The 24145-nt window shown below is 72.1% G+C and carries 24 protein-coding genes; 13 read left to right on the forward strand and 11 right to left on the reverse strand.

Features of this window, described 5'->3' with window-relative positions:
• Positions 1-8: 8 nt before the first annotated feature.
• The 6 genes from AB0G52_RS02005 to zapE form a co-directional block, all read right to left on the reverse strand.
• Positions 9-833, reverse strand: coding sequence for a PPK2 family polyphosphate kinase (locus AB0G52_RS02005; protein ID WP_361332958.1), 825 nt, complete (start codon positions 831-833; stop codon positions 9-11).
• Between the two features lies 1 nt (position 834).
• On the reverse strand, positions 835-1776 hold the full coding sequence (locus AB0G52_RS02010; RefSeq protein ID WP_361332805.1) for a slipin family protein: 942 nt from the start codon (positions 1774-1776) through the stop codon (positions 835-837).
• A gap of 116 nt (positions 1777-1892) precedes the next feature.
• The gene (locus AB0G52_RS02015) at positions 1893-3368 is read right to left on the reverse strand and encodes a SulP family inorganic anion transporter (protein WP_361332808.1); all 1476 of its coding nucleotides are present in this window, start codon (positions 3366-3368) and stop codon (positions 1893-1895) included.
• Positions 3369-3376: 8 nt separating this feature from the next.
• Positions 3377-3955, reverse strand: a complete 579-nt coding sequence (locus tag AB0G52_RS02020) for a carbonic anhydrase (RefSeq protein WP_132890119.1) — start codon at positions 3953-3955, stop codon at positions 3377-3379.
• Between the two features lie 91 nt (positions 3956-4046).
• A complete protein-coding gene (locus tag AB0G52_RS02025) occupies positions 4047-4442 on the reverse strand; it encodes a hypothetical protein (RefSeq protein ID WP_132890118.1) in 396 nt (131 codons plus the stop codon).
• Between the two features lie 153 nt (positions 4443-4595).
• Complete coding sequence (gene zapE / locus AB0G52_RS02030; protein WP_132890117.1) at positions 4596-5702, reverse strand: cell division protein ZapE; 1107 nt, start codon at positions 5700-5702, stop codon at positions 4596-4598.
• Positions 5703-5739: 37 nt separating this feature from the next.
• Here zapE and AB0G52_RS02035 point away from each other — a divergent pair, with 37 nt between their 5' ends.
• From AB0G52_RS02035 to AB0G52_RS02055, 5 genes are all read left to right on the forward strand, one after another.
• Positions 5740-6537, forward strand: a complete 798-nt coding sequence (locus tag AB0G52_RS02035; protein WP_132890116.1) for a pyrimidine reductase family protein — start codon at positions 5740-5742, stop codon at positions 6535-6537.
• Between the two features lie 156 nt (positions 6538-6693).
• Complete coding sequence (locus AB0G52_RS02040) at positions 6694-7167, forward strand: indole-3-glycerol phosphate synthase (protein ID WP_361332812.1); 474 nt, start codon at positions 6694-6696, stop codon at positions 7165-7167.
• A gap of 88 nt (positions 7168-7255) precedes the next feature.
• A complete protein-coding gene (gene murC / locus AB0G52_RS02045; RefSeq protein ID WP_132890114.1) occupies positions 7256-8644 on the forward strand; it encodes a UDP-N-acetylmuramate--L-alanine ligase in 1389 nt (462 codons plus the stop codon).
• 13 nt (positions 8645-8657) lie between these two features.
• Positions 8658-9065 (forward strand): peptide-methionine (R)-S-oxide reductase MsrB, encoded by a 408-nt coding sequence (gene msrB, locus AB0G52_RS02050; protein ID WP_132890113.1) that lies wholly within the window; start codon positions 8658-8660, stop codon positions 9063-9065.
• Between the two features lie 225 nt (positions 9066-9290).
• Positions 9291-10895, forward strand: coding sequence for an MFS transporter (locus AB0G52_RS02055; protein ID WP_132890112.1), 1605 nt, complete (start codon positions 9291-9293; stop codon positions 10893-10895).
• A gap of 168 nt (positions 10896-11063) precedes the next feature.
• Here AB0G52_RS02055 and AB0G52_RS02060 read toward each other — a convergent pair whose 3' ends face one another.
• Both AB0G52_RS02060 and AB0G52_RS02065 read right to left on the reverse strand, forming a co-directional pair.
• Positions 11064-12557 (reverse strand): HAMP domain-containing sensor histidine kinase, encoded by a 1494-nt coding sequence (locus AB0G52_RS02060; protein WP_361332816.1) that lies wholly within the window; start codon positions 12555-12557, stop codon positions 11064-11066.
• Positions 12554-13249: a response regulator transcription factor gene (locus tag AB0G52_RS02065; protein WP_132890110.1), complete on the reverse strand. Its 696-nt coding sequence runs from the start codon at positions 13247-13249 to the stop codon at positions 12554-12556. The genes AB0G52_RS02060 and AB0G52_RS02065 overlap by 4 nt, the downstream gene beginning before the upstream one ends.
• A gap of 151 nt (positions 13250-13400) precedes the next feature.
• Here AB0G52_RS02065 and AB0G52_RS02070 point away from each other — a divergent pair, with 151 nt between their 5' ends.
• The 4 genes from AB0G52_RS02070 (at position 13401) to AB0G52_RS02085 (ending at position 17117) form a co-directional block, all read left to right on the forward strand.
• The gene (locus tag AB0G52_RS02070; RefSeq protein ID WP_361332819.1) at positions 13401-14738 is read left to right on the forward strand and encodes a ferredoxin reductase family protein; all 1338 of its coding nucleotides are present in this window, start codon (positions 13401-13403) and stop codon (positions 14736-14738) included.
• A gap of 10 nt (positions 14739-14748) precedes the next feature.
• Entirely contained in the window at positions 14749-15147 is a 399-nt protein-coding gene (locus AB0G52_RS02075; RefSeq protein WP_361332822.1) for an FMN-binding protein, read from the forward strand.
• Between the two features lie 2 nt (positions 15148-15149).
• The gene (locus AB0G52_RS02080) at positions 15150-15872 is read left to right on the forward strand and encodes an FAD:protein FMN transferase (protein ID WP_132890107.1); all 723 of its coding nucleotides are present in this window, start codon (positions 15150-15152) and stop codon (positions 15870-15872) included.
• Positions 15873-16139: 267 nt separating this feature from the next.
• Positions 16140-17117 carry a zeta toxin family protein gene (locus tag AB0G52_RS02085; RefSeq protein WP_132890106.1) on the forward strand — a complete coding sequence of 326 codons (978 nt, stop codon included), beginning with the start codon at positions 16140-16142 and terminating at the stop codon, positions 17115-17117.
• Here AB0G52_RS02085 and AB0G52_RS02090 read toward each other — a convergent pair.
• The gene (locus tag AB0G52_RS02090) at positions 17110-17448 is read right to left on the reverse strand and encodes a hypothetical protein (protein WP_132890105.1); all 339 of its coding nucleotides are present in this window, start codon (positions 17446-17448) and stop codon (positions 17110-17112) included. The genes AB0G52_RS02085 and AB0G52_RS02090 overlap by 8 nt on opposite strands.
• Before the next feature lie 369 nt (positions 17449-17817).
• Between AB0G52_RS02090 and AB0G52_RS02095 the strand changes: the two genes are divergently transcribed.
• The 4 genes from AB0G52_RS02095 to AB0G52_RS02110 all read left to right on the forward strand — a co-directional run bounded on the left by AB0G52_RS02095 (position 17818) and on the right by AB0G52_RS02110 (position 23059).
• Complete coding sequence (locus tag AB0G52_RS02095; protein ID WP_165939413.1) at positions 17818-20466, forward strand: ATP/GTP-binding protein; 2649 nt, start codon at positions 17818-17820, stop codon at positions 20464-20466.
• Positions 20467-20619: 153 nt separating this feature from the next.
• On the forward strand, positions 20620-21750 hold the full coding sequence (locus AB0G52_RS02100; protein ID WP_361332827.1) for an ABC transporter ATP-binding protein: 1131 nt from the start codon (positions 20620-20622) through the stop codon (positions 21748-21750).
• Positions 21747-22397 (forward strand): ABC transporter permease, encoded by a 651-nt coding sequence (locus AB0G52_RS02105; RefSeq protein WP_132890102.1) that lies wholly within the window; start codon positions 21747-21749, stop codon positions 22395-22397. Before AB0G52_RS02100 ends, AB0G52_RS02105 begins: the two co-directional genes overlap by 4 nt.
• Positions 22394-23059 carry an ABC transporter permease gene (locus AB0G52_RS02110; protein WP_132890101.1) on the forward strand — a complete coding sequence of 222 codons (666 nt, stop codon included), beginning with the start codon at positions 22394-22396 and terminating at the stop codon, positions 23057-23059. Before AB0G52_RS02105 ends, AB0G52_RS02110 begins: the two co-directional genes overlap by 4 nt.
• 67 nt (positions 23060-23126) lie before the next feature.
• Here AB0G52_RS02110 and AB0G52_RS02115 read toward each other — a convergent pair whose 3' ends face one another.
• Together AB0G52_RS02115 and AB0G52_RS02120 are read right to left on the reverse strand one after the other, a co-directional pair.
• The gene (locus AB0G52_RS02115; protein ID WP_132890100.1) at positions 23127-23723 is read right to left on the reverse strand and encodes an ATP/GTP-binding protein; all 597 of its coding nucleotides are present in this window, start codon (positions 23721-23723) and stop codon (positions 23127-23129) included.
• Positions 23710-24126 carry a DUF742 domain-containing protein gene (locus tag AB0G52_RS02120; RefSeq protein WP_132890099.1) on the reverse strand — a complete coding sequence of 139 codons (417 nt, stop codon included), beginning with the start codon at positions 24124-24126 and terminating at the stop codon, positions 23710-23712. The genes AB0G52_RS02115 and AB0G52_RS02120 overlap by 14 nt, the downstream gene beginning before the upstream one ends.
• Between the last annotated feature and the right edge of the window lie 19 nt (positions 24127-24145).

A 24145-nucleotide genomic window follows, 5' to 3' on the forward strand; every position in this document is an offset into this window, starting at 1 on the left:
GGTCGGGGTCAGGGCGCTTTCAGCAGTCGCTCCCGGCACGCCGCCACGTCGAAGTCCGGTTTCGGATACCGCGGGTCGAGCACCTCCAGGTGCTCCAGGAGGAGCCGGCCGATCGCCCAGTTGCGGTACCACTTGTGGTCGGCCGGGACCAGGTACCACGGCGTGGCCGCCGTCGAGCAGCGCTCCAGCGCGATCTCGTACGCCTCCTGGTACGCCGGCCACAGCGCGCGGTCCTCGATGTCGCCGGGGCTGAACTTCCAGCGTTTGCGCGGGTTGTCGAGGCGCTTGAGCAGACGCCTCTTCTGCTCCTCGTAGGAGAGGTGCAGGAAGCACTTGAGGACGGTCGTGCCGTCCCGGGTGAGCGCGCGCTCGAAGTCGTTGATCCGGTCGTAGCGGCCCTCGATCTCGGAGCGCGGGGCCAGCTCGCGGACCCGGGCGACCAGGACGTCCTCGTAGTGCGAGCGGTCGAAGACGCCGATCTCGCCCGGTTCGGGCAGCGCCCTGCGGATCCGCCAGAGGAAGTCGTGGCCGCGTTCCTCCTCGGTGGGGGCCCCGAAGGCGTGGACGCGGCAGCCCGCCGGGTTGAAGTGGCGGACGACGTGTTTGACCGTGCCGCCCTTGCCGCTGGTGTCCATGCCCTGGAGCACCAGCAGGACCCGCCGCCGGTCGCCCGCCGTGGCCGCCGCGTGCAGCCGCTCCTGGAGGCCGGCCAGCCGCTTGCCCAGCGCATCGGCCGCCGCGTGCCCCGCGCTCCTGCCGCCGGGGCCGCCGGGCGTCGCGTCGGCCGGGTGGGCGAGCAGTTCGGGACGCTCGCCCACCGGGAGCCGGAGCAGGTCACGCAGGGTGCCGTTGCTGTCGTCGTTCCGGGGCGTCGAGTCCGTCGAGTGCTTCGTGTGTTTCGGGTGCTTCGGGTCGTCCGGGTGGTTCCTCGCCACGGGACCGCCTTTCGGTCGGGTCGGGGCGGCCCGGGTACCCCGGCGCGGCCGACCCGGACGGGGCGGCGCCGTTCGGCGCCGGCTGCTGGGCCCTCTCCAGGAAGCGCAGCAGCTCCACCGGGAACGGCAGCACCAGGGTGGAGTTCTTCTCGGCCGCCACCGCCACGATCGTCTGCAACAGGCGCAGCTGCAGGGCCGACGGGGTGCCGGCCATCTGCTCGGCCGCCTCCGCCAGCTTCCTCGACGCCTGGAGTTCCGCGTCCGCGTTGATGATCCGGGCGCGGCGCTCCCGGTCGGCCTCGGCCTGCCGGGCCATCGAGCGCTTCATGGCGTCGGGCAGCGACACGTCCTTGATCTCGACCCGGTCCACCTGCACCCCCCAGCCCACGGCCGGGCTGTCGATCATCAGCTCCAGCCCCTGGTTGAGCTTCTCCCGGTTGGAGAGCAGATCGTCCAGGTCGCTCTTGCCGATGATGGACCGCAGCGAGGTCTGGGCCATCTGCGAGACGGCGAACTTGTAGTCCTCGACCTTGACCAGCGCGCTCACCGCGTCGACCACCCGGAAGTAGACGACCGCGTCCACGCGCACGGTGACGTTGTCGCGGGTGATGCCCTCCTGGGCGGGGACCGGCAGCGTCACGATCTGCATGTTGACCTTGTGCAGCCGGTCCACGACCGGGATCACCAGGTTGAAGCCGGGCTCCCGTACCGCACCGGAGACCCGGCCCAGCCGGAACAGCACACCCTGTTCGTACTGCTTGACGACCCGCGCGCCGGCGACCAGGTACAGCGCGCCGACGCACAGCGCCGTCACCACCGCGACCAGCAGCTCCTGAACCATCACGGCCCCCAGGGAGAGAGGTCCGATATGTCTGTTGCTGCAACGATATGCCCGACGGGTGGCTCGGGGCCACGGCCCGGAGGCAGTGGCACCCCCGGCCCGGGGGTGCCACCGGTTCAGGCGGCCGCGGCCCTGACGGGTTCGGCGGTCACGCGCACCGGTTCCGTACCGGCGTCGCTGTGCCGCTCGGCCCAGCTCTCCAGCGCGGTCCGGCAGGCGTGGTCGAGGTGGTGCAGCCCTGACAGGTCCACCCGGATCGGGCGGTCCTGCGGCAGCGCCTCCAGGCTGTCGAGGATCTTCGGCAGCCGCAGGAAGGTCGCGTTGCCGGACAGGTGGGCGTCGATGGGTCCGGCGCCCTTGTCGACCACCTCCAGCTTGAGGTGCGACGCCTCCCAGGCGGTCTTCACGATCGACAGCGCCAGACCGATCAGCACGCCCTCGAACATGCTGACCGCGACGATCGACACCGCCGTGACCACCAGGATCAGCGCCTCGCCCCGGTGCTCGCGCCAGAGCGAGGCCAGCGAGCGCACGGGGATCAGCTTGGCGCCCGAGTAGACCAGGATCCCGGCCAGCGCCGGGATCGGGATGTAGGCCAGGGCGCCGGGCAGCAGCGCCGCGAACAGCAGCAGCCAGACGCCGTGCAGCACCCGGGACGCCTTGGTGCGGGCGCCCGCCTGGACGTTGGCCGCGCTGCGCACGATCACCGCGGTCATCGGCAGCGCGCCGAGCACCCCGCACAGCGCGTTGCCCGCGCCCTGGGCGACCAGTTCCCGGTCGTACTGGGTCCGGGGACCGTCGTGCAGCCGGTCCACGGCCGCCGCGCTGAACAGCGACTCGGCCGACGCGATCAGGGTGAACGCGACGATCGTGCCGATCACCCCGAGGCCGGCCAGTTCGCCGAAGGCGCTCAGCGGCGGCGGCTGGACGGAGTCCAGCAGCCCCTGCACCTCGACGGTGGCGACCGGCAGGCCGAGGAGGAGCGCCGCCAGGGTGGCGAGGCCGACGGCGGCCAGCGGGCCGGGGACCGTACGCACCGCCGCCGGGGCGTGCTTCCACAGGACGAGGACCGCCACGGTGCCCGCGCAGAGGGCGAGCGAGGCCAGCGCCCCGCCGTCCCCGAGGGCGTCCAGGAACGCCTCGGGCAGCCCGGCAATCTTGCCGAGGCCCGAGTCGGGTGCCTTGGCGGCGAGTGCCGGGTACAGCTGTCCGGCGATCAGCACCAGGCCGATTCCGGCCAGCATGCCCTCGACGACCGAGAGGGAGATGGCCCGGAAGTAGCGCCCCAGCCTCAGGAGCCCCATGGCGATCTGGAGGACCCCGGTGACGAGCACGATCACGCCGAGCACCGGCAGCCCGAACTCCTGCACGGCCTCGAAGACGAGCACGGTCATACCGGCGGCCGGCCCCGACACCTGAAGGCTGCTGCCCCGCAGCATCCCGGTGACGACACCGCCCACGATGCCGGTGACCAGGCCCAGTTCCGCCGGCACTCCGGAGGCCACGGCCACGCCCACGCACAGCGGGAGCGCGACCAGGAAGACGACGAGGGAGGCGGCGAAGTCCTGACGTATGTAGGGGAACTTGGTCATCGCGGCGCTCACAGGGCCTCGAACGTGTCGGTGTCCGCGCGGTGTTCGCGCACGGCACCGGTGTGGACCTCGTAGTACCAGCCGCGCAGGGTCAGCGCGCCCTCAGCCAGCTTCCGGTCGATGAACGGGTACGACCGCAGCCGCAGCAGCTGGGCGAGCACGTGGTTCTGCACGCCCTCGGCGACGGCCGGGTCCTCGGCCGCCCCGCTCGGCCGCGGCTCGGCGCTGGCCAGCCAGTCCCGGACGGCGGGTACGGCGGTGAGGTCGTCGCCGCGCACCAGCGCGCCGACGGCGCCGCAGTGCGAGTGCCCGCAGACGACGATGTCGCGGACGCCGAGCACCTCCACGGCGTACTCGATGGTGGCCGCCTCGCTGGTGGGGTGCTCCGAGGCGTACGGCGGGACGATGTTGCCCGCGGTGCGCAGCTCGAAGAGCTCGCCCGGGCGGGCGCCGGTGATCAGGGCCGGGACGACCCGGGAGTCGGAGCAGGTGATGAACAGCACCTGCGGGGACTGGCCAGCCGCGAGCTGGGCGAACTCCTCAGGGCGCTGTCCGAACGTACGGGCGTTGTCGATGAGGGGCTGCATGGTGTGTGGACTCCTCCTGGCGCGCCGCAGCGGCGCGTCGGGCTTGCACGACGGTTGTGGGGGGGGGATGAGCCGAGACGGAACCCGTCTCTCAGCAGCGGAAGACCTGGAGCGTGGCCGGGGAGTGGGCTCTGGAGGCTCTGGACGCGCGTCGGTGCTCGGCCGAGGGCGCCGTCGAGGCGCGTATGGCCTCGGTGTGCCGGGGGGCGGCCTGACGGTCGTCGGCCCAGCCGGCGGTGCCGGTGCGGTGACGGTCGGCGCTCTGCGGGGGACCGGGCGGCTCGCCGCACAGTCCGGGGTCACGGAGGGTGCCCGAGCCTTCGCGCACCGCCTTCGCCGGGGGGTGGGATCCGGGCTGGGCCTTGGCCTCGGCGTGACTGAGTGTGTGCGCGGCTGCGAAGGTTGCGGTAGGGGCGAAGAACTGGACGGCGAGCAGGACGGCGGCCAGCAGCGAGATCACGGTCCGGGCCGTCGTACCTCGGAACATGGGCCCCCCTCGCGACAGTTCACGCCTCTTGTGTGCACCAAGCGCAGGTCAATGGTTGGTCAAGAAACACGTTAACCCGGCGGAGCCGTTTGCTGGGTTAACTCCGTGTTGCGTGCCGAAGACAGCGTGAAAAGCGCCGGTGGCGTGGCCTGATCAGGCTCTTGACGCCAGTCCCTTGGCGTCCCGGGCGAGCGCGGTGAGCCGGGATATCGCGCGGAAGTACTTCTTGCGGTAGCCGCCGTTCAGCATCTCCTCGCTGAACAGTCTGTCGAAGGGCAGTCCGGAGGCCAGGACCGGGACCTCGCGGTCGTAGAGCCGGTCCGCGAGGACCACGAGCCGCAGCGCGGTCGACTGGTCCGGCACCGGCCGCACGTCGGTCAGGCAGACCGCCGTGAGGCCGTCGGTCAGCGCGCCGTACCGGCTGGGGTGCACCTTGGCCAGGTGGTCGAGCAGGTGCGGGAAGTCGTCGAGGGACGCGCCCGGCGTCGCGTACGCGGCCTTGGTCACCTGCTCGTCGGAGTACGGTGCCGGCGCCTCGGGCAGGCCCCGGTGGCGGTAGTCCTCGCCGTCGATGCGCAGCGTGCGGAAGTGGGCGGACAGGCCCTGGATCTCGCGCAGGAAGTCCACGGCCGCGAACCGGCCCTCGCCGAGCTTGCCCGGCAGGGTGTTGGAGGTGGCCGCGAGCGCGACCCCGGCCTCGACGAGCCGTGCGAGCAGGCTCGACACCAGGACCGTGTCGCCGGGGTCGTCCAGCTCGAACTCGTCGATGCACAGCAGGCGGTGGCCGGACAGGGTCGCCACGGTCTGCTGGAAGCCGAGGGCGCCCACCAGGTTGGTCAGCTCCACGAAGGTGCCGAACGCCTTCAGCGCGGGCTCCGCCGGGGTGGCGTGCCACAGGGAGGCGAGCAGGTGGGTCTTGCCGACGCCGTACCCGCCGTCGAGGTAGACCCCGCGGGGTCCGGCGGGCGCCTTCGCCGCCCTGGCCTTCCCGAGGCCGAGGAAGCCGCGCCTGCCGCCGCCGGCCGCGTGCGCCCCGCCGAGGCCGGCCGCGAAGCCTTCGAGGACCCGCACGGCCTCGGTCTGGCTCGGCTGGTTCGGGTCCGGGAGGTAGGTGGCGAAGCGCACCGAGTCGAAGCGGGGCGGCGGCACCATCTCGGCGACCAGCCGGTCCGCGGGGACGTGCGGCGCGCGGGCGCACAGCGACAGCGGCCCCGCATCGGCTATGGGGCTGACCTCGGAAGCGGCGGGAGAAGACGACACGGTCACCCATGCTAGTTGCCGTGCCACACTGCACGGCATGCGACGCCTGTTCCCTGTGACCGAAGAGACAGCAGCCCAGGCCTCCGGCGGTACGGCCGGAGGGCAGCGCGAGGGGGAGTGGAGTCTCGCCGAGCTGGCCCTCGCCTATGCGTACCCCGAGTCAGCGGGACGCCAGGCGTGGCTGCGGGCCAACATGGTGTCCACCCTCGACGGGGCGGGCCAGCACGACGGACGGTCGCAGCCCATCTCCGGGGCGGCCGACATGCGGATCTTCGGCACCCTGCGGGGGCTCGCGGATGTCGTGGTGGTGGGTGCGGAAACGGTACGGCAGGAGGAGTACCGGCCGGTACGCGCGCGTGCGGAGTTCGCCGGGGCCCGCGCCGCGGCCGGGCAGACGGAGGCGGCCGCGGTCGCGGTGGTCACGGCGAGCCTCGACCTCGACTTCTCGCTCCCGCTGTTCACCTCGCCCCTCGTGCCCACGCTGATCCTGACCGGCGCGGCGGCCGCCCCCGACCGGGTGGCCACCGCGGAGAAGGCCGGTGCCCGGGTGGTGACGGCGGGCGACGGCATGGGCGTCGACCCGGCCCGCGCGGTCCGCGCCCTCGCCGAGCTCGGCCACACCAGGCTGCTCACCGAGGGCGGCCCCCGGCTGCTGGGCCAGTTCATCGCCGCGGGGGTCCTCGACGAGCTGTGCCTGACGGTCTCGCCGATGCTCACGGCGGGTGGGGCGCAGCGGATCGCGGGAGGACCCGGCGTCGCCGTCCCCCATCGCTTCGAACTGGTGTCCCTGCTGGAGGAGGCCGGATTCCTGTTCGGCCGGTACCGCCGGTCCTGACATCAGCGGAATATTCCGTTCCGCTTGGCTTTCGGCGGGCACACTGAATCCGGCAGTACCCCTGCGATCACGGGGCAGGATGGTTTCCGCAGGGGGTTGCTCGGCCCCACGCAGGACAGAGGGTCGGAACAGCCCTCCTAGGAGAAGAGGCGCCAGGTGTTCACAAGCGTTCTGATGATCGAGAAGGCCCTGACGTCAGCCGACGTGGAGTTCGTCACCACCTTGCACGGGGACGAGCAGGTCGCCTTCCACGTGCTGCTCCAGCCGCGCGGCGACCAGGCGGACCGGCTGCTGCGGGCCATCGACGACATCGCGCTCGGCGAACTCGACGAGGCCGCCCGCGAGCGGGAGACCCCGGAGGGCGACGCGGCGAAGGGGCCCGCCGAGCAGGCGCTGGCCGTGTCGCTGACGGCCCTGCGGGCGGCCGGGAGCACGGCGGAGGGGCGGATGGTCGAGGACCATCCGCTGGACGCGCTGCGCAAGCTGGTGGAAGAGGTGGGTGCCGACGAGGTGATCGTGCTGACCGATCCGCACTACGTGGAGGAGTTCTTCCACAGAGACTGGGCGTCGCGGGCCCGGCACAAGGTGGGGGTGCCGGTGCTGAAGCTGTTCTCGCACAGCAAGGCGTAGGGGTTGCCCGCGCTCCTGTCGGGGCGCCCACGCCTCAGCACATAGGCTAGGCAGGCTTTCGCACGTCACCGTCTCTGGGGAGAAACACATGGCACCCGGGCTTCCGTCCGCCATGGACCGACCGCACTTCATCGGCATCGGCGGCGCCGGGATGTCGGGGATCGCCAAGATCCTCGCCCAGCGCGGGGCCCGGGTGGCCGGCAGCGACGCCAAGGAGTCGGCCACCGCCGAGGCGCTGCGGGCGCTCGGTGTCACCGTGCACATCGGGCACGCGGCCGGGCACCTCGCCGACGACGCCAGCTGCGTCGTCGTGTCGTCGGCGATCCGCGAGGACAACCCGGAGCTGGCCCGCGCGGCCGAGCTCGGCATCCCGGTGGTGCACCGCTCGGACGCGCTGGCCGCCCTGATGGAGGGGCTGCGCCCGATCGCGGTCGCCGGTACCCACGGCAAGACCACGACCACCTCGATGCTGGCGGTGTCGCTGAGCGAGCTGGGGCGCGAGCCGTCGTACGCCATCGGCGGCGACCTGGACGCCCCCGGTTCCAACGCCCTGCACGGAGCGGGTGAGATCTTCGTCGCCGAGGCGGACGAGTCGGACCGCAGTTTCCACAAGTACGCGCCCGAGGTCGCGATCGTCCTCAACGTGGAGCTGGACCACCACGCCAACTACGCCTCGATGGACGAGATCTACGAGTCCTTCGAGACCTTCGCGGGCCGGATCGTGCCCGGCGGCACGCTGGTGATCAACGCCGACCACGAGGGCGCCCGGGAGCTGACCCGGCGGCTGGCCGGCACGGTGCGGACGGTGACGTACGGCGAGGCCGCGGACGCCGACGTGCGGGTGGTCTCGGTCGTACCGCAGGGCCTGAGGAGCGAGGTCACCGTCCTGCTCGACGGGGCCGAGCTGACCTTCGCGGTCTCCGTCCCGGGCCGGCACTACGCGCACAACGCGGTCGCCGCGCTCGCCGCGGGCGTGGCCCTCGGTGTCCCGGCCGCCGAGCTCGCGCCCGCCCTCGCCGCGTACACCGGGGTCAAGCGGCGCCTCCAGCTCAAGGGCGAGGCGGCCGGGGTCCAGGTGATCGACTCCTACGCCCACCACCCGACCGAGATGACCGCCGACCTGGAGGCGATGCGCGGCGCCGCCGGGGACTCCCGGATCCTGGTCGTGTTCCAGCCGCACCTGTTCTCCCGCACCCAGGAGCTGGGCAAGGAGATGGGGGAGGCGCTGGCCCTCGCGGACGCCTCGGTGGTCCTGGACATCTACCCGGCCCGCGAGGACCCGGTCCCCGGGGTGACCAGCGAGCTGATCATCGAGGCGGCGCGGGCCGCGGGCGCCGACGTCACCGCGGTGCACGACAAGGACGAGGTCCCCGCCGTGGTCGCGGGAATGACCAAGCCCGGTGATCTGGTTCTCACCATGGGCGCGGGCGATGTGACCGACCTGGGCCCGAGGATCCTGGAACGCCTGGCGAAGTAAGGGGCTGAGACTCATGTCGTACGACGTCGAGAAGTCGGACGAGCAGTGGCGCGCGGAGCTGGCACCGGCCGAGTACGCCGTGCTGCGCCAGGCGGCGACCGAGCCGGCCTTCACCGGTGAGTACACCGACACCAAGACCAAGGGCGTGTACTCCTGTCGCGCCTGCGGTGCCGAACTCTTCACCTCCGGCACGAAGTTCGAGTCGCACTGCGGCTGGCCGTCCTTCTACGACCCGAAGGACTCCGACGCGGTCGAGCTGATCGAGGACCGTTCGCACGGGATGGTCCGCACCGAGGTGCGCTGCGCCCGCTGCGGCTCCCACCTCGGCCACGTCTTCGAGGGCGAGGGCTACGCCACCCCGACCGACCAGCGGTACTGCATCAACTCGATCTCGCTGCGGCTGACCGCCGACGAGAGCTGACGCCGCCGCCCCTTCCGCTCGTCCACACCCCGCCGCCCCTCAGGGCGGCGGGGTGTTCTCGTGCGTCCGGGGAGCGGCGGTTCGGCGTCGATCGACATTGTGCAATGTATTGACCGACGTGAAAAAACTGCCCTACATTCAACGCGTTCCCGGCGGCGCCGCCCCGCGTCCCCGACGCGTCCCCGCGCCCGCCGCATCCCCCGCACCGCTCGAAGGGGAGTACCCGTGTCCACTGAAACGCGTTCGCCGTCCGACCCCGCGACCCTGCGCGGACCGTCCGGCCCGCTGCCCGTCGGCACCCTCGTCGCCGGCTGCTTCGCGGTCTGCCTGGCACAGATCGCCCTCGCCATGCCGGCCACCCTGAACGGACTGTTCCAGGAGGACCTGCACCCCGTCGGCTCCCAGCTGACCTGGATCTCGGACGCCTTCCTGCTGCCGGTCACCGTGCTGGAGCTGACCTTCGGCGTCCTCGGCGACCTCTTCGGCCGCAAGCGGCTGCTGGTGGGCGGCGGCGCGCTGCTCGTCGTCGGGGAGGCGCTGGCCGCCGCGAGCACCGGCATCCACATGCTCTGGGTGGGCCAGGCCATCGCCGGTCTCGGCGCGGCCGCGCTGTTCCCGACCTCGCTCGCCGTGATCGCCGCCGGCACCCACACCGCCCGGGACCGCGCCCGTACGATCACGGTCTGGGCCGCCGCCCTGTCCAGCGGTGGATTCATCGCACCCGTCCTCGGCGGCATCACCGGCAACTACGGCTCCTGGCGCTGGGCCTTCGTCGTCGTCACCGGGCTCGCCCTGGTCAGCACCCTGCTCAGCGGGCTGCTGGCGCGGAACTCCAGTGCTCCGGAGGGCCGCTCCCTCGACCTCGCGGGCCAGATCACCATCGGCATCGGCATGTTCGCCCTGCTGTACGCGGTGATCCAGGGTCCCTCCGACGGCTGGACCGCGACCCCGGTGGTGATCGCGTACGGGGTCGCGGCGGTCTTCATCGCCCTCTTCCTCGTCGCCGAGAGCCGGGCCGCCGCGCCGCTCCTGCGTCTCGACCTGTTCCGCAACCGGGCCTTCGCGGTCGCCTCGTTCGTCGCCGTCGTCGGCATGTTCAGCTACCTCGGGACGGCCTACGCGACCAGCATCCGGCTCGGGCCGGTCCAGCACCAGAGCCCGCTGCGCGGCTCGTTCGCGTTCATCCTGCTCAACGCGTGGACGCTGGTGCTGCTGCCGCTGATCTCCCGGCTCCTGGAGAAGGTCAGCGCGCGCTGGGTGCTGGGGGCGGGGCTCGCGCTGATGGCGGCCGGGGACTTCGTCGCCGCCACCCTCTCGGTCCACGACCGCGCGCTGACCTCGCTGATCCTGCCCATCGGGCTGGTCGGCATCGGCTTCGCGCTCACGGTGTCCTCCATCACCGCGACCGCCGTCAACACGGTCGAGGTCCACTACGCGGGCATGGCCAGTGCGTCGACCAGTCTGCTGCGGGACTTCGGGTTCACCCTCGGGCCGGCCGTCATCGGCGCGATCGCCCTGAGCCGCGCCGCCGACGAGTTCACCCGCAAGCTCGCCGGTTCCGGCCTCGGGGATCAGGTCAAGGCCGCGGCGGGACAGGTCGCGGCCGAGGGCGGGCCGCTCGCCGTCAACTCGGTACCCCCGTCCTCCCCGCCCGGCGCCGCCGCTCCCGTCGCCCTGGAGGCCCTCGGCAACGGCTACGCCGTCGGGTACGTCGTCTGCGGCGTCGCCGCCCTGGTCTGCTGCCTCCTCAGCGTGGTCGCCCTGCGGGGCAAGGCCGAGGAGACGGCCCTGGTCGGCATCGCGGCGGAGGAACGAACCGCGGAGAACTGAGACGGCGGCGGCCGCCCGCCCGGCTCCGGGCAGCTGTGCCCGCCGCCACCGACGAACCGCCGTCCGGTGCACCCGACCATCGACACAGGGCTGCGGATCCGCATTCCGGAACGCCGGAGTGGAGGCGAACCGTGACGGCTGGCCGCTGCCGGTCCGGGTCACTGGGGGCTATGCCGGGGCTTCGGAGGCTGGGGGGCTGTGTGGGGTCGGCCTCGGCGGTGGTGCGGCGAGGGGGAGCCTCAGGGTGAACACCGTCGTCCGCTCCCGCCCCTCGTCCAGGGTGATCGTCCCCCCGTGGGCCTCCACCAGCGCACGCGCCACCGACAGCCCCAGCCCGCTGCCGCCGCGGTCGCGGCTGCGTGCCTTGTCGACGCGGTAGAAGCGGTCGAAGACCCGGGCGCGGTCGGCGGCCGGGACACCGGGGCCCCGGTCGGTGACGCGTACCGCGGCGGAGCCGTCGGCGACCTCGACGGTCACGGACACCGGGGTCCCGGCGGGCGTGTGGACGGCCGCGTTGGTGAGCAGGTTGTCCAGCACCTGGCGGATCCGGACCGGGTCGATGCGCAGCGGGACCGGCTCGGGGCCCACGGCCACCGTCAGCGGATGGCCGGCGCGGGCCGCGCGGAAGGCGTCCGCGGCCTCCCGGACCAGCTCCGCCAGATCGGTGTCCTCCACCCGCAGCGGCGTCTCCACCTCGGCGGCGTCCAGGCGCGCGAGGAGCAGCAGGTCGTCGAGGAGGACCCCCATCCGGGCCGCCTCGGCGCGCAGCCGGGCCAGGTGCTTGTCGCGTTCCCCGGGCTGGTTGGCGGCCGCGTACTGGAACAGGTCGGCGTAGCCGCGTACCGACATCAGCGGGGTGCGCAGCTCGTGCGAGGCGTCCGCGACGAAGCGGCGCAGCCGCTGCTCGGCCTCGGCGCGCACGGCGAGCGAGTGGTCGATGTGTTCGAGCATCGTGTTGAACGCGGTGCGCAGTTCCTCGACCTCCGGTCCGCCGCCCCGCTTGGCCGCGCGCAGCGGCAGCCGGGCCGCGGACTCCGTCAGGTTGTGCGAGGCGATGCCGTGCGCGGTGTGCGCCATGTCGCTCAGCGGCTCCAGACCGTTGCGCAGCAGCCGGCGGCCGAACACCACCAGCGCCAGCAGGGCCAGCCCGAAGGCGACGACCTGGACGGTGACCAGCTGCCGGACGGTGGCGTCGATGCTGTCCATGGGGGCGCCGCTGACCAGCACCACCCCCGGCTCGACCGCGCAGCCGCGCAGCCGGTACTCGCCCTCCCCGGTCAGGACCTCGGTGCGCAGCACCTCGGTGCCCGCGGCGATCTGCGCCTTCGCGACGGAGGTGAGGGCGTCGATGTCCGGGGGCAGATCACCCGCCTCCTCGGGCTTGCGCAGCACCGGGGTGCCGTTCGAGACGTCGTACACGGCGTAGTACCAGCGGTAGTACTTCTTGCCCTGGAGGGAGCCGTTCTGCTCGATGCTCTTCGACTGGGCGGTCTGGGCGAGCCCCAGCTGGTCGTCGAGCTGGGCCGACAGGTAGTCCCGCATGTAGGTGGTCAGGGCCGTGCCGACGACCGCGAACACCACCAGGGCCAGCGCGCCGAGCCCGAGCGCCAGCCGGGTGCCGAGCCGGGTGCTCCGGTACGAGCCCAGCAGCCGGCCGATCACTCCGCCGCCTGCTGCCGTATGACGTACCCGAAGCCGCGCACGGTGTGGATCAGGGACTCCCCGCCCGACTCGTCCATCTTGCGGCGCAGCCTGCTGACGACCAGCTCCACCACGTTCGACCGGCCGCCGAAGCCGTACTCCCACACGTGGTCGAGGATCTGCGCCTTGGTGAGGACCGTCGGGGACTTGCGCATCAGGTAGCGCAGCACCTCGAACTCGGTGGGGGTCAGGGAGAGCAGGCGGTCGCCGCGGCGGACCTCGCGGGTGTCCTCGTCCATCGTCAGATCCGAGACCCGGAGCACCGAGCGCTGGAAGCCGGGCCCGGCGCTGCGCCGCAGCACGGTCCGCAGCCGGGCCATCAGCTCCTCCACCGCGAACGGCTTGACCAGGTAGTCGTCGCCGCCCCGGGTGAGCCCGGCGACCCGGTCGGCGACCCCGTCGCGGGCCGTGAGGAACACCACCGGCACCATCGTCCCGGACGTCCGCAGCCGGTCCAGCACGCCGAAGCCGTCGAGGTCCGGCAGCATCAGGTCGAGTACGACGATGTCCGGCCGGAACTCGGCGGCCCGGGCCAGCGCGTCCTCACCGCAGTAAGCGGTGACCGCGTCCCAGCCCTCGTACCGCGCGACCGTCGCGACGAGGTCGGCGATCGGCGGGTCGTCGTCCACGACGAGGAGTCGTACTTTTTCCACCCGCTCATACTGCGGTACGCGGCGGCGGACGCCAGACCCGTCCGGACCCCGAGAACACATCGATAACCAGTTGAAAGCGGCCCGACAGGAAAACGACAGCAGGCGCGGGGGAAGCTCGAATCCCAGGACCCGATCAAGGAGCTGCCGACCCGTGACGACCGTCCAATCGCCCCCTGCGCCCCCCACGGCGATACGCCCCAGGGTGGTGGCCCGTACGGGCCTGTACGCCGTGCTCGCCGTGAACGCGGCCGTGGTCGCCTACTTCTTCGCCCAGGCCGGCTTCGCCTCCAACGCCCTGATCGTCCTCGGCCGTCTCTTCGGTCTGTACGGCGCCCTCGTCATGGCCTTCCAGCTGGTGCTGGTGGCCCGGCTGCCCTGGCTGGACCGCCGGATCGGCATGGACCGGCTGACGTCCTGGCACCGCTGGACCGGCTTCGCCCTGCTCTGGACGCTGCTCGCGCACGCCGTCTTCATCAGCTTCGGCTACGCCGACGGCGCGGGCGTCGGCCCCCTCACCGAGCTCTTCGACCTCGCCCGGACCACGCAGGGCGTGCTGCGGGCCGTCGTCGCGCTCGGCGTCATCATCGTCGTGGGCGCCGTCTCGGCCCGCTACGCCCGCCGCCGCCTCGCCTACGAGACCTGGCACTTCATCCACCTGTACACGTACGTGGCCGTGGTGCTCGCCTTCAGCCACCAGGTCGCGGTCGGCACGACCTTCACGGCGTCGTCCGCCGCGACGGCGTACTGGTACGCCGTGTGGGGCGTGGCGCTCGGCGCGGTGGCCCTCGGCCGTCTCGTCCTCCCGCTCCGGCGGAACCAACGCCACCGGTTCCGGGTCGCCGCGGTCGTTCCCGAGTCGGACAACGTCGTCTCGGTCCACGTCACCGGCCGGGACCTCGACAAGCTGGGCGCGCAGGCCGGCCAGTTCTTCCTCTGGCGCTTCCTGACCAAGGACCGCTGGTGGCAGGCCAACCCCTTCTCCCTCTCCGCCGCGCCCGACGGCCGCACCCTGCGCCTGACCGCCAAGGCCGCCGGTGACGGCAGCGCCGCCCTGCGGCACCTGAAGGTCGGCACGCGCGTCTTCGCCGAGGGCCCGTACGGCGCGTTCACCGCCCTGCACCGGCAGAAGAGCGAGTCCCTGCTCATCGCGGGCGGTGTCGGCGTCACGCCGATCCGGGCGCTCCTGGAGGACCTGGAGGGCCACGCGGTCGTCATCTACCGCGTCGGCACCGACCGGGACGCCGTCCTCTACGACGAACTCCGCGACCTCGCCGTCGCCAAGGGAGCCGAACTCCACCTGGTGACCGGCCCGCCGGTGCCCGACAGGCTGGCCGCGGGCGAACTGGCCCGGCTGGTGCCCGACATCGCCGACCGGGACGTCTTCCTGTGCGGGCCGCCCCCGATGATGAACGCGGTGCTGCGCAGTCTGGGAGACCTGGGCGTGCCCAAGCCGCAGATCCACTTCGAGCGTTTCAGCCTGGCGGGATGAGGAAGACACCGTGAAGCGAGCCATACCCGTCGTCGCCCTGACCGTCGCCGGCCTGATCCCGGTCTGGCGCTACGAGCCGTCGGTCGGCGGTACGACGGCCGCCACCGCCGAACCGGCCACGACCCCGTCCGCCGACCCGACCGCGGCCTCGGGCACGGTCGTCAAGGGGACGACCGTCACCACCGACAAGGGTCCCGTGCAGGTCCAGGTGACCTTCTCCGGCGACAGGATCACCGCGGTCAGGATGCTCCAGCAGCCGAACCACCCGCAGACGACGGCCGCGGTGCCGGTCCTGGTCTCGGAGACGCTGAAGGCGCAGAGCGCGGACATCGACACCGTCTCCGGTGCGACGATCACCAGTGACGGCTACAAGGAGTCCCTCCAGGCCGCGCTCGACGCGAAGGGCTGACCATGCGCCGGGTCGAACACGTCATGGGCTTCCCGGTGTCCCTGCGCGTCGACGACCAGGGGGATTTCACGGCTGCCGCGGACGCCGTCTTCGGCTGGCTGCGCGAGGTCGACGAGCGGTTCAGCCCGTACCGGCCGGACAGCGAGGTGTGCCGGCTCGACCGGGGGGAGATCGCCGCGGAGGCGGTGTCCCCGGACCTCGCGGAGGTGCTCGCGCTGTGCGAGGAGTACCGGCTGGCGACCGGCGGCGCGTTCGACGTACGACTGCCGGGGCGGCACCTCGACCCGTGCGCGGTGGTCAAGGGCTGGTCCGTGCAGCGGGCGGCGCAGCTGCTGTCGGCGGCCGGGGCGCGGCGGTTCGTGCTCAACGCCGGGGGAGACGTGGTCGCCTCCGGCGGGCCCTGGCGGGTGGGGGTACGGCACCCCGACCACGCCGACCGGCTGTGCGCGGTCCTGGAGCTGACCGACCGCGCGGTCGCCACCTCCGCCCGCTACGAGCGCGGCGACCACATCGTGGACGGCCGTACGGGACGCCCGGCGACCGGGCTGCTCAGTGTCACGGTGGTCGCGCCGACCCTGACGGAGGCCGACTCCGTGGCGACGGCCGCCTTCGCGATGGGCGCGGAGGGCGCCGCGTGGGCGGCCGGGCGTCCGGGCTGCGAGGTGTTCGTGGTGGACGCGGAGCGGGCCGTGCTGCGAACGCCGGGCCTGCCGGTCGCGCCCTGAGGCGCGGAACGCACGGCTTTCGGCCGGAGCCCCCGGCGCGATCGGCCGCGCCGGCATCTGAAACGCCTTCAATTCACAGTTGGCCGGAATTCTTTCGTCCGTACGGATGACGGTGACCGGGTGGTCGGTATGCGGCGGGCTTCCGACGGCCATTGCGTACGGGGTGGATCGAGCGGAAGATGTCCTGTGAGTCCGCTGAGGCTCAGGCAATGCAAGGGGTAAAACTCCCTGTTGGTGCGCCTGGTTCCTGCGGTCCCTTCCTCGCCCATGAGTCACAGATCGGGACGCCCCTTGTCCATTGTGCGACGCGCCGGTTTCTCTCCGCGTGATCGGAACTGCACCTGCGGCACGTGTTCGATCTTTCGCGGGTCCAGCGGGAGCGTCCCGGTCGTCCGGGCCGGCGAATCGTCCCGCCCGGTATCTCCTCTCGGTGAACTCCCCCGGACCGACATCGAGGAGATTTTCGAACAGATTCGGGCCGACTACGAACCTGACGTCGTGCGGCAGACCGCCCCGTGCCGACGCGTCATCGTGGCGCAGCCCGGTGCGGGGAAATCCCAGTTGATGCCCGTCGGACTGGACGGCGCGACGCGGGTGTCCGGGGACGACTTCAAGATCTACCACCCCGGTTACCTGGGGCTGCTCGCCGCCGATCCACGGACCGCCGGTGCCCGGATCCGGTCCGTCTACCAGGAGTGGCAGTGGCGGTTGGAGGAGCGCGTGCGCGCCCTGCGCGGCCACCTCGTGAGCGAGAACAGCCCCGGCCCGGTCTGCGCGTTCCTCGACGACCTCGCCGCCTTCCGGGACGACGGTTACCGCGTCGAGCTGGTGGTGCTGGCCGTACGCAGGGCGGACAGCCGTCAGGGGATCGGCCTGCGCTACGCCGACATGCTGCGGACGAAGGCGGCACTGGCCCGGTTCACCTGGGTCGGCGGCCACGACGAGTGCTTCGAGGCCGTTGCCGACGTTCTCGCGGCGGTCGAGCAGGAGTCCGCGGCCGACGCGGTGAGCGTGGTGCGCCGGGGCGGAGCGGTGCTGCACCGGGACGAGCGGGACACCGGCGGCCGGCTCTGCGGCGGGGCGGTCGACGCGCTGCTCGCGGAGCAGCGGCGGCCCTACACCTGCGAGGAGGCGGCGGCCTTCCTCGTGAACCACGAGCGGCTGTGCCGGGAGCTGCCTCAGCACCGCGACGAGTGGGCGGAGGTCCTGGAGCTGGCCGCGCCCCTGATGTCCCCCGTCAACTGACCGGCGGGCACGCGTCCGTGAGGCTGCGGAAGAGCGCGCCGTAGTCCCGGGTCACCCGTGCGATTTCCTCGGGTCCCGACCGGGCGAGCGATTTCCGGTCGGCCAGGCACTTCTGTCGTTCAATCATCAATGAATTCAGGCGGGCGCTGTCGGGTTCCGGGAGCCGTCGCTCCAGATAGATGGCCCTGTTGTACCAGGCGATGACGAGGCGTACGCATTCCAGCGCCACCGCATAACCGTCGAGTTCGGCGCGGGGTGATTGGGTTCGGGGTGACTCCCCGGTTTCCCCGGTGTCGGCGGACGGTCTGTTCTGGATCTCCGGATCGGACACCGCGTTCACCTCGACGGCTCGGTCCACCCGGTCCCTTTCGGCCGGGCGAATACCCAGTGCCTTGGACGTGGCGTTCCACGCGTGGCGAATGGGCCCGGAATTTCCTTGCGCTTTGCACCCACCGGACCGTCTACCCTTGCGACTGGTGATCAACCACACCGAATTCTCTCCGTGTCCTGTGATGTCGGAGCGGAGCGTGGTGAGGCCTGTGGTGTGGCCCCGTTCCGTGGTCCCACAGCTTAGGGTCCCCGGAGCACTCGTGACACTCGTATGCAAGGGGGAACACGGAGCGTTCATTCGGAATGGCTGGTTCCGCTATGGGCGCCCAATCGCCGAGCGCATACGATCCTGGTATATCCGGGGGGTGTCGTGGGCGGGCGGGATCTTCGTGCGCTGTTCGGTTCGAACGATCGGGGAATCCAGGTCGAGGAGCACTTCACCAACCGTCAGGAGCAGTGGGCGGCCGTCACCGCCGCCCTGGCCGAGCAGGCGCGAGCCGTCGCCGCGCCCGGCTTCGACGTGGAGGACCTGGAGGCGCCGCGGAACAACGTCCTCGTCTTCCACGGCATCGGCGGCATAGGGAAGTCGACGCTGTCGCGGAAGGTGGAGGCCGCCCTCGCCCACGCGGAGCACCGGCCCACCCAGTGGGGTGAGCCCCTCCGGGTGAGCGGCCGGGTCCTTCCCGTCCGGATCGATCTCGCCCGTTCGGCCGGCACGGACTTCGAACGGGTGATCCTCATCCTCCGGCTGGCCCTCGCCGAACTCGGCCGCCCGCTGCCCGCCTTCGACCTGGCGCTGCGCCGGTACTGGGACCACGTCCACCCGGGCGAGCCGCTGGAGGAGTTCCTGCGGCGCGGCGGCCTCGGCCGGCGCTTCGGGCGGGCCGTGCCGGACCAGATGCAGTCGGCCCTCACCGACATCGCCCAGGCCCTGCTGCTGCCCGGCACGGTCGGCGCGGTCGTCGGACAGGTCACCGGCGCGCTGATCCGCGCCCTGCGCGACCACCGCACCGCCGTACGCGCGCTGGCCGGTTGCGCGCGGCTCGCCGACCTCCTTGAGGCCGAGCCCGATCTGGACGCCCTCTCCTACTACGCGCACCTGCTGGCCTGGGAGATCGCCCGGCTCCCGGCAGGGCGGGCCGTGCTGCCGGTGGTCCTGCTCGACACCTTCGAGGACGTCGGCGACCGAGTCCACCGTGATCTGGAGCGGCTGCTGCAACGGGTGGTCTGGCTGATGCCCAACGCCCTCTTCGTCATCACCGGCCGCAGCCGGCTCCAGTGGGCCGAGGACGCCCTGCACGGTCAGCTCGACTGGACCGGACCGGCGGCCTGGCCGGGCCTCGCCGCGCCCAGCGGGCCGGCGCGGGGGCCGTCCCGGCAGATCCTCGTCGGGGACTTCTCGCCCGAGGACTGCGACGACTACCTGGCCCGGCGCCTGACCCGGGACGGCCGTCCGGTCATCGCGCCGGAGGTCAGGGCGGTGATGGTCGACCGGTCGCACGGCCTGCCGCTCCACCTCGACCTGGCCGTCCAGCGCTTCCTGGCCATCCGGCGCACCGGGCGCGAACCCGTCCCCGCCGACTTCGACGTCGCGTTCCCGGCCCTCATCAGCCGCACGCTCACCGACCTCACGCCGGACGAACGTCATGTGCTGCGCTCGGTGTCGTTGCTCGACCACTTCGACGTACCGCTGGCCTCCAGGGCCGCCGGGATGACCTACGAGGCCGCCGCCCTGCGCCTGGTCGAGCGGCCGTTCGTCCTGTCGGACCCGCACGCCGTCTGGCCCTACCACCTGCACGGAGTCATCCGTTCGACCATCCGGACGGCCAACGACCAGGCGGACGACCGCTGGTCGGCGGGTGACTGGCAACATGCCGCGGTGCGGGCGTTCGACGCGGTCGGGGAATGCTGGGCCACCGCTCCCGAAGGCGACCGCGGGCGGCTCGTCGACTGCCTGCGGCAGGGACTGCGCCTCGCCCGCGACTTCGGTCTCGGCCTCGGCTGGCTCGCCGACGCGGCCTGGAGCTATGTCGGGGACTCCGTGTGGGAACCGCTCGCTCCACCCGCTCCGGCCGGGGACCCGACGGCCCCGCTGCACACGGCGGCCGACGCCCTGGTGGAGACCCTCAGCGCACTCGCCCGCCGCCAGCACGAACACCGGGAACGCACCGTCGCCCGGCTCACCGTGGTCATCGACTCGGGGCTGCTGCCCCCGGAGTTGCGGGACATGGCCGTGTACTACCGGGCCAAGGCCGAGCGTGACCTGGGCCGTTCGCAGGAGTCGCGCAGCGGGATGCGGGCCGTCGCCGAGGGCGGCGGGCGGCTCGCCCCGGCGGCCCGCCGGGGGCTCGCCCATCTGGCCCGGCTGGCCGGGGACTTCCCGACGGCCCTGAGCACCGCCGCCACCCTGGGCTGGGCCGGGCGCCACCACCGGGTGCTCGGTGACGTCTGGTGGGTGCAGGGCGACATGGCCCGGGCCGCCGAGGCGTACGCGTCGGCCCGCGACGAGGCCGAGCGGCACGCCGTGGCCGGCGAACGCGCCACCGCCCAGACCCAGCGGGCCTTCGTGCTGGCCTTCGCCGACCCGGCCGCCGCCGCGGACGAACTCGACCTGGCCCAGCAGTTGCTCGCCGGACTCGACCTGCGGGCCACCCGGCTCACCGCCCGCATCGCCGCCCTCGTCCGGGACGCCGGAACCCCGGGCGCCGAGGTGCCCGACCGCGCCGACGTGCTGCGTGCCGAGGCCGCGGTCGCCGGCATCACCGCCGCCCGGCTCACCCTGGAACTCGCCCTCGGCTTCCACCACGCGGTCCTGGACGACCGGGCCGGGACGCAGGCGGCCGTGGCCCGACTGCGGGACCTCAGCCCCGGCCCGGACTACGCCTACTACACCGACCTCGTCTGCTTCATGGCCGGACTCGACCCGCCTGCGTCGCCCTGCGGCAGGGCGCGCTGGGTGGACGGCGAGGACGCGACCCGGGCCCGCTGGCGCGCCCTCGCCACGATCCGGCGCGGCTGACGGCGGGCGGCAGATCACAGACTGAAGACAACCAGTCAGTCGCCAAAGTCCTGAAACACTGGCGGTCTAAACTCTGTCGGCAACGGCCTGTGCCACGGCGACCGTGGTCGAAAATCGGGCATTATCTGCCAAACCCGAAGGGTATTCGGCGCTTTGATACGGATAGATTCAGTCACCAAGCGGTACCCGGACGGAACGGTCGCCGTGGACCGGCTCTCCCTGGACATACCGGACCGCTCGATCACCGTCTTCGTCGGACCCTCGGGCTGCGGCAAGACGACGACCCTGCGCATGATCAACCGGATGGTGGAGCCCAGCGAGGGCCGTATCCTCCTCGACGGCGCCGACATCCACGCGCAGCCCGTCAACACCCTGCGCCGGACCATGGGTTACGTCATCCAGAACGCCGGTCTCTTCCAGCACCGCACCATCATCGACAACATCGCCACCGTGCCCCGGCTGCTCGGCTGGACCAAGCAGCGGGCACGTGCCCGGGCGGCCGAGCTGATGGAGCGGGTGGGTCTGGACTCGGCGCTCGCCAAGCGCTACCCGTACCAGCTCTCCGGCGGCCAGCAGCAGCGCGTCGGCGTGGCCCGGGCACTCGCCGCCGACCCGCCCGTGCTCCTGATGGACGAACCGTTCTCCGCCGTCGACCCCGTGGTCCGCAAGGGGCTTCAGGACGAACTGCTGCGCATCCAGGACGAGTTGGGAAAGACCATCGTCTTCGTCACCCATGACATCGACGAGGCGATCAAGCTCGGCACCATGGTCGCCGTGATGCGCACCGGCGGTCACCTCGCCCAGTACGCGCCCCCCGCCGAACTGCTCACCGACCCCGCCGACGCCTTCGTGGAGGACTTCCTCGGTGCCGACCGGGGCATCCGCCGGCTGTCCTTCTTCCCGTCCGCCGGGCTGGAGTTGCAGCGCGCCCCGATCGTCGCGATCGACGCCGACGCCGCCCGGCTCGGCGCCCGCGCCGCGGCCGACGCCCCCTACCTCCTCGTGACGGACCTGGACGGCAGGCCGCTCGGCTGGGGCGAACCGGGCGACCTCACCGCCGGCTCGATCGACCCGGCACACCTGCTGCCGTACGGACGGCCCTTCGTGCCCGGCCGGGACTCGCTGCGCGCCGCGCTCGACGGCTCGGTGCTCTCGCCGACCGGCTGGGCCGTGGCGGTGGACGGTGAGGGACGCGCGGTCGGCGTCGTCTCCCAGCAGGTCATCGGCGCCGCGATCCGCACCGCCCACGCCGAGGGCCGCGACGACGCGAGGGCCGGGGGATGAGCGGCTTCTTCGACATCCCCAGCGACCTCCAGAACACCTACTTCGGGCTGATCGGCCTGCACCTGCGCGAGGCCCTCCTCCCGGTCCTGGCCGGTCTGCTGGTGTCCCTGCCCATCGCCCAGCTCTGCGTGCGCTTCCGCTGGCTGTACCCGCCGGTGCTGGGTGTGACCACGATCCTGTACGCCATCCCCTCGCTGGCCTTCTTCGTGATCCTCATCGACTACACCGGCCAGACCGAGACCACGGTGATGATCCCGCTCGCGGTGTACAGCCTGGTGGTCCTCGTGCCGGCCATCGTGGACGGCGTCCGCTCGGTCCCGCAGGAGACCCTCGCCGCCGCCACCGCGATGGGTCTCGGGCCCGTCCGCCGTTACTTCCAGGTCCAGTTGCCGATCGCGGTCCCCGCCATCATCGCGGGCCTGCGCGTCGCCACCGTCTCCAGCATCTCCCTGGTCAGCGTCGGCATGCTGATCGGCAACCAGGGTGCCCTCGGCAACCTGCTCAACGACGCGAACACCTACCACCGTCCCGAGCTGGCGGTGAACTCCGTGGTGACGACGGCCGTGCTGGCGATCCTGGCCGACGCGCTCCTCGTCCTCGTCCGCCGCGTGCTGACGCCCTGGATGCCGAAGGAGAGCACCCGGTGAACGTCCTCAACTTCATCCACGCCTTCTTCAGCGACAGTTCGCACTGGCACGGCTACGACGGCATCCCCACGCGGGTGTGGGAGCACATCCAGTACTCCCTGGAGGCGCTCGCCTACGCGGCCCTGATCGGCCTGCCCGTCGGCCTGGTCACCGGCCACTACGGCCGCGGCGGCAACACCCTCGCCCTCATCGCCACGGCCGGCCGCGCGCTGCCCAGCTTCGGCCTGCTGGTCCTGATGTTCATCTGGCTGGGCTTCGGCATGCTGCCGGTGATGATCCCGCTGGTGATCCTCGCGGTACCGCCGATCCTGGTCACGACGTACGAGGCGCTCCGCTCCGTCGACCCGTCCCCGGTGGACGCCGCCCGGGGCATGGGCATGACCGAGCCGCGCATCCTCTTCCAGGTCGAACTCCCGGTGGCGCTGCCCCTGATCCTCAGCGGCCTGCGCTCGGCGGCCATCCAGATCGTCTCCACGGCGACGATCGCGGCCTACATCAGCCTCGGCGGCCTGGGCCGCTACATCATCGACGGCCTCTACCAGAAGAACTACGAGAAGGTGGTGGGCGGCGCCACCCTGGTGGCCGCGATGGCCCTGGCGACGCTGGGCATCTTCTGGGCGGTACAGAGACTGACGGTGTCTCCCGGCGTACGGCGGAGTTAGCGCCCCGGAGGGGCGCGGGGAACTGCGCGACCAGCCACACACGGCCCGCAGTTCCCCGCCCACCGAACTACCCCCCACTCCGCGCCAACGCCAGCTCCAGCACGACGAGCAGCGCATCGCGCACCGAACCCCGTTCACGCGCGTCGAAGACGACCAGCGGAGTCCCCTCCGCCACGTCCAGCGCCCAGCGCACCTCGTCCAGCGTGTGCTCCACCTGCCCGTCGAACGCGTTGATCGCGACGGCGAACGGTATCCCCTTGTGCTCGAAGTAGTCGACCGCCGCGTAGCAGTCGTCCAGGCGACGCGTGTCAACGATGACGAGCCCGCCGAGCGCGCCCTCCACGATGTCGTCCCACATGAAGCCGAACCGTTCCTGCCCGGGGGTGCCGAACAGGTACAGCTTCAGCGTCGGGTCGATGGTGATGCAGCCGAAGTCCATCGCCACGGTCGTGGTCGTCTTGTGCGGGGTGTGCGAGAGGTCGTCCACACCCGCCGCGACCTCGGTGATCGACGCCTCGGTGGTCAGCGGCTCGATCTCCGAGATCGAGCCGACGGCGGTGGTCTTGCCCACGCCGAAACCGCCCGCGATGACCATTTTCACCGGCAGCGGCGGCCGGACGGCCGTACGCCCGGCGCCCCGGGTCAGCGAGTCAGTCGGTGTCACGGAGTACCCCTCGGGAGTCGGGGATGGCCCGCAGGCCATCGATAACCCTGCGCAGGACGGACGAGTCGTGGGTGGCCTCGAAGTCGGGCACGTGGACCGTCAGTTGCCCGGCCTCGCGCAGATCTTCGGCCAGCACCCGGACCACGTTCAGATGCAGCCGCAGCCGGGCCGCCAGTTCCGCGAGCGACTGCGGAAGCCGGCACGCCGCGATGATGTCGTGCTGCTCGAAGGAGAGCCGGTCCAGCACGGCGAGCCCGGCGGCGGTGGCCACCACCTGGGTCTCGACGGGCATCGCCGGTCCGGAGGCGCTGTCCGCCACCCGGCCGGCGGTGACCAGGAACGGCCGTACGGCGGGGGCGGGGCCGACCGGGTCGCCGCCCGGGGGCGGTGAGCCGTCCGCCATGGCTGTGTCTTCCTCTCTC

Origin of the sequence: Streptomyces sp. NPDC021562, from assembly GCF_040640875.1 — a bacterium.
Taxonomy (GTDB): domain Bacteria; phylum Actinomycetota; class Actinomycetes; order Streptomycetales; family Streptomycetaceae; genus Streptomyces.

Bases quoted from the DNA above. Each gene is read 5' to 3' on its own strand.
- AB0G52_RS02105 (WP_132890102.1), top strand. From the start codon at position 21,747: ATGAGCGGCTTCTTCGACATCCCCAGCGACCTCCAGAACACCTACTTC.
- AB0G52_RS02080 (WP_132890107.1), top strand. From the start codon at position 15,150: ATGCGCCGGGTCGAACACGTCATGGGCTTCCCGGTGTCCCTGCGCGTC.
- murC (WP_132890114.1), top strand. From the start codon at position 7,256: ATGGCACCCGGGCTTCCGTCCGCCATGGACCGACCGCACTTCATCGGC.
- AB0G52_RS02120 (WP_132890099.1), bottom strand. From the start codon at position 24,126: ATGGCGGACGGCTCACCGCCCCCGGGCGGCGACCCGGTCGGCCCCGCC.
- AB0G52_RS02010 (WP_361332805.1), bottom strand. From the start codon at position 1,776: ATGGTTCAGGAGCTGCTGGTCGCGGTGGTGACGGCGCTGTGCGTCGGC.
- AB0G52_RS02025 (WP_132890118.1), bottom strand. From the start codon at position 4,442: ATGTTCCGAGGTACGACGGCCCGGACCGTGATCTCGCTGCTGGCCGCC.
- AB0G52_RS02085 (WP_132890106.1), top strand. From the start codon at position 16,140: ATGAGTCACAGATCGGGACGCCCCTTGTCCATTGTGCGACGCGCCGGT.
- AB0G52_RS02035 (WP_132890116.1), top strand. From the start codon at position 5,740: ATGCGACGCCTGTTCCCTGTGACCGAAGAGACAGCAGCCCAGGCCTCC.
- AB0G52_RS02015 (WP_361332808.1), bottom strand. From the start codon at position 3,368: ATGACCAAGTTCCCCTACATACGTCAGGACTTCGCCGCCTCCCTCGTC.
- AB0G52_RS02020 (WP_132890119.1), bottom strand. From the start codon at position 3,955: ATGCAGCCCCTCATCGACAACGCCCGTACGTTCGGACAGCGCCCTGAG.
- msrB (WP_132890113.1), top strand. From the start codon at position 8,658: ATGTCGTACGACGTCGAGAAGTCGGACGAGCAGTGGCGCGCGGAGCTG.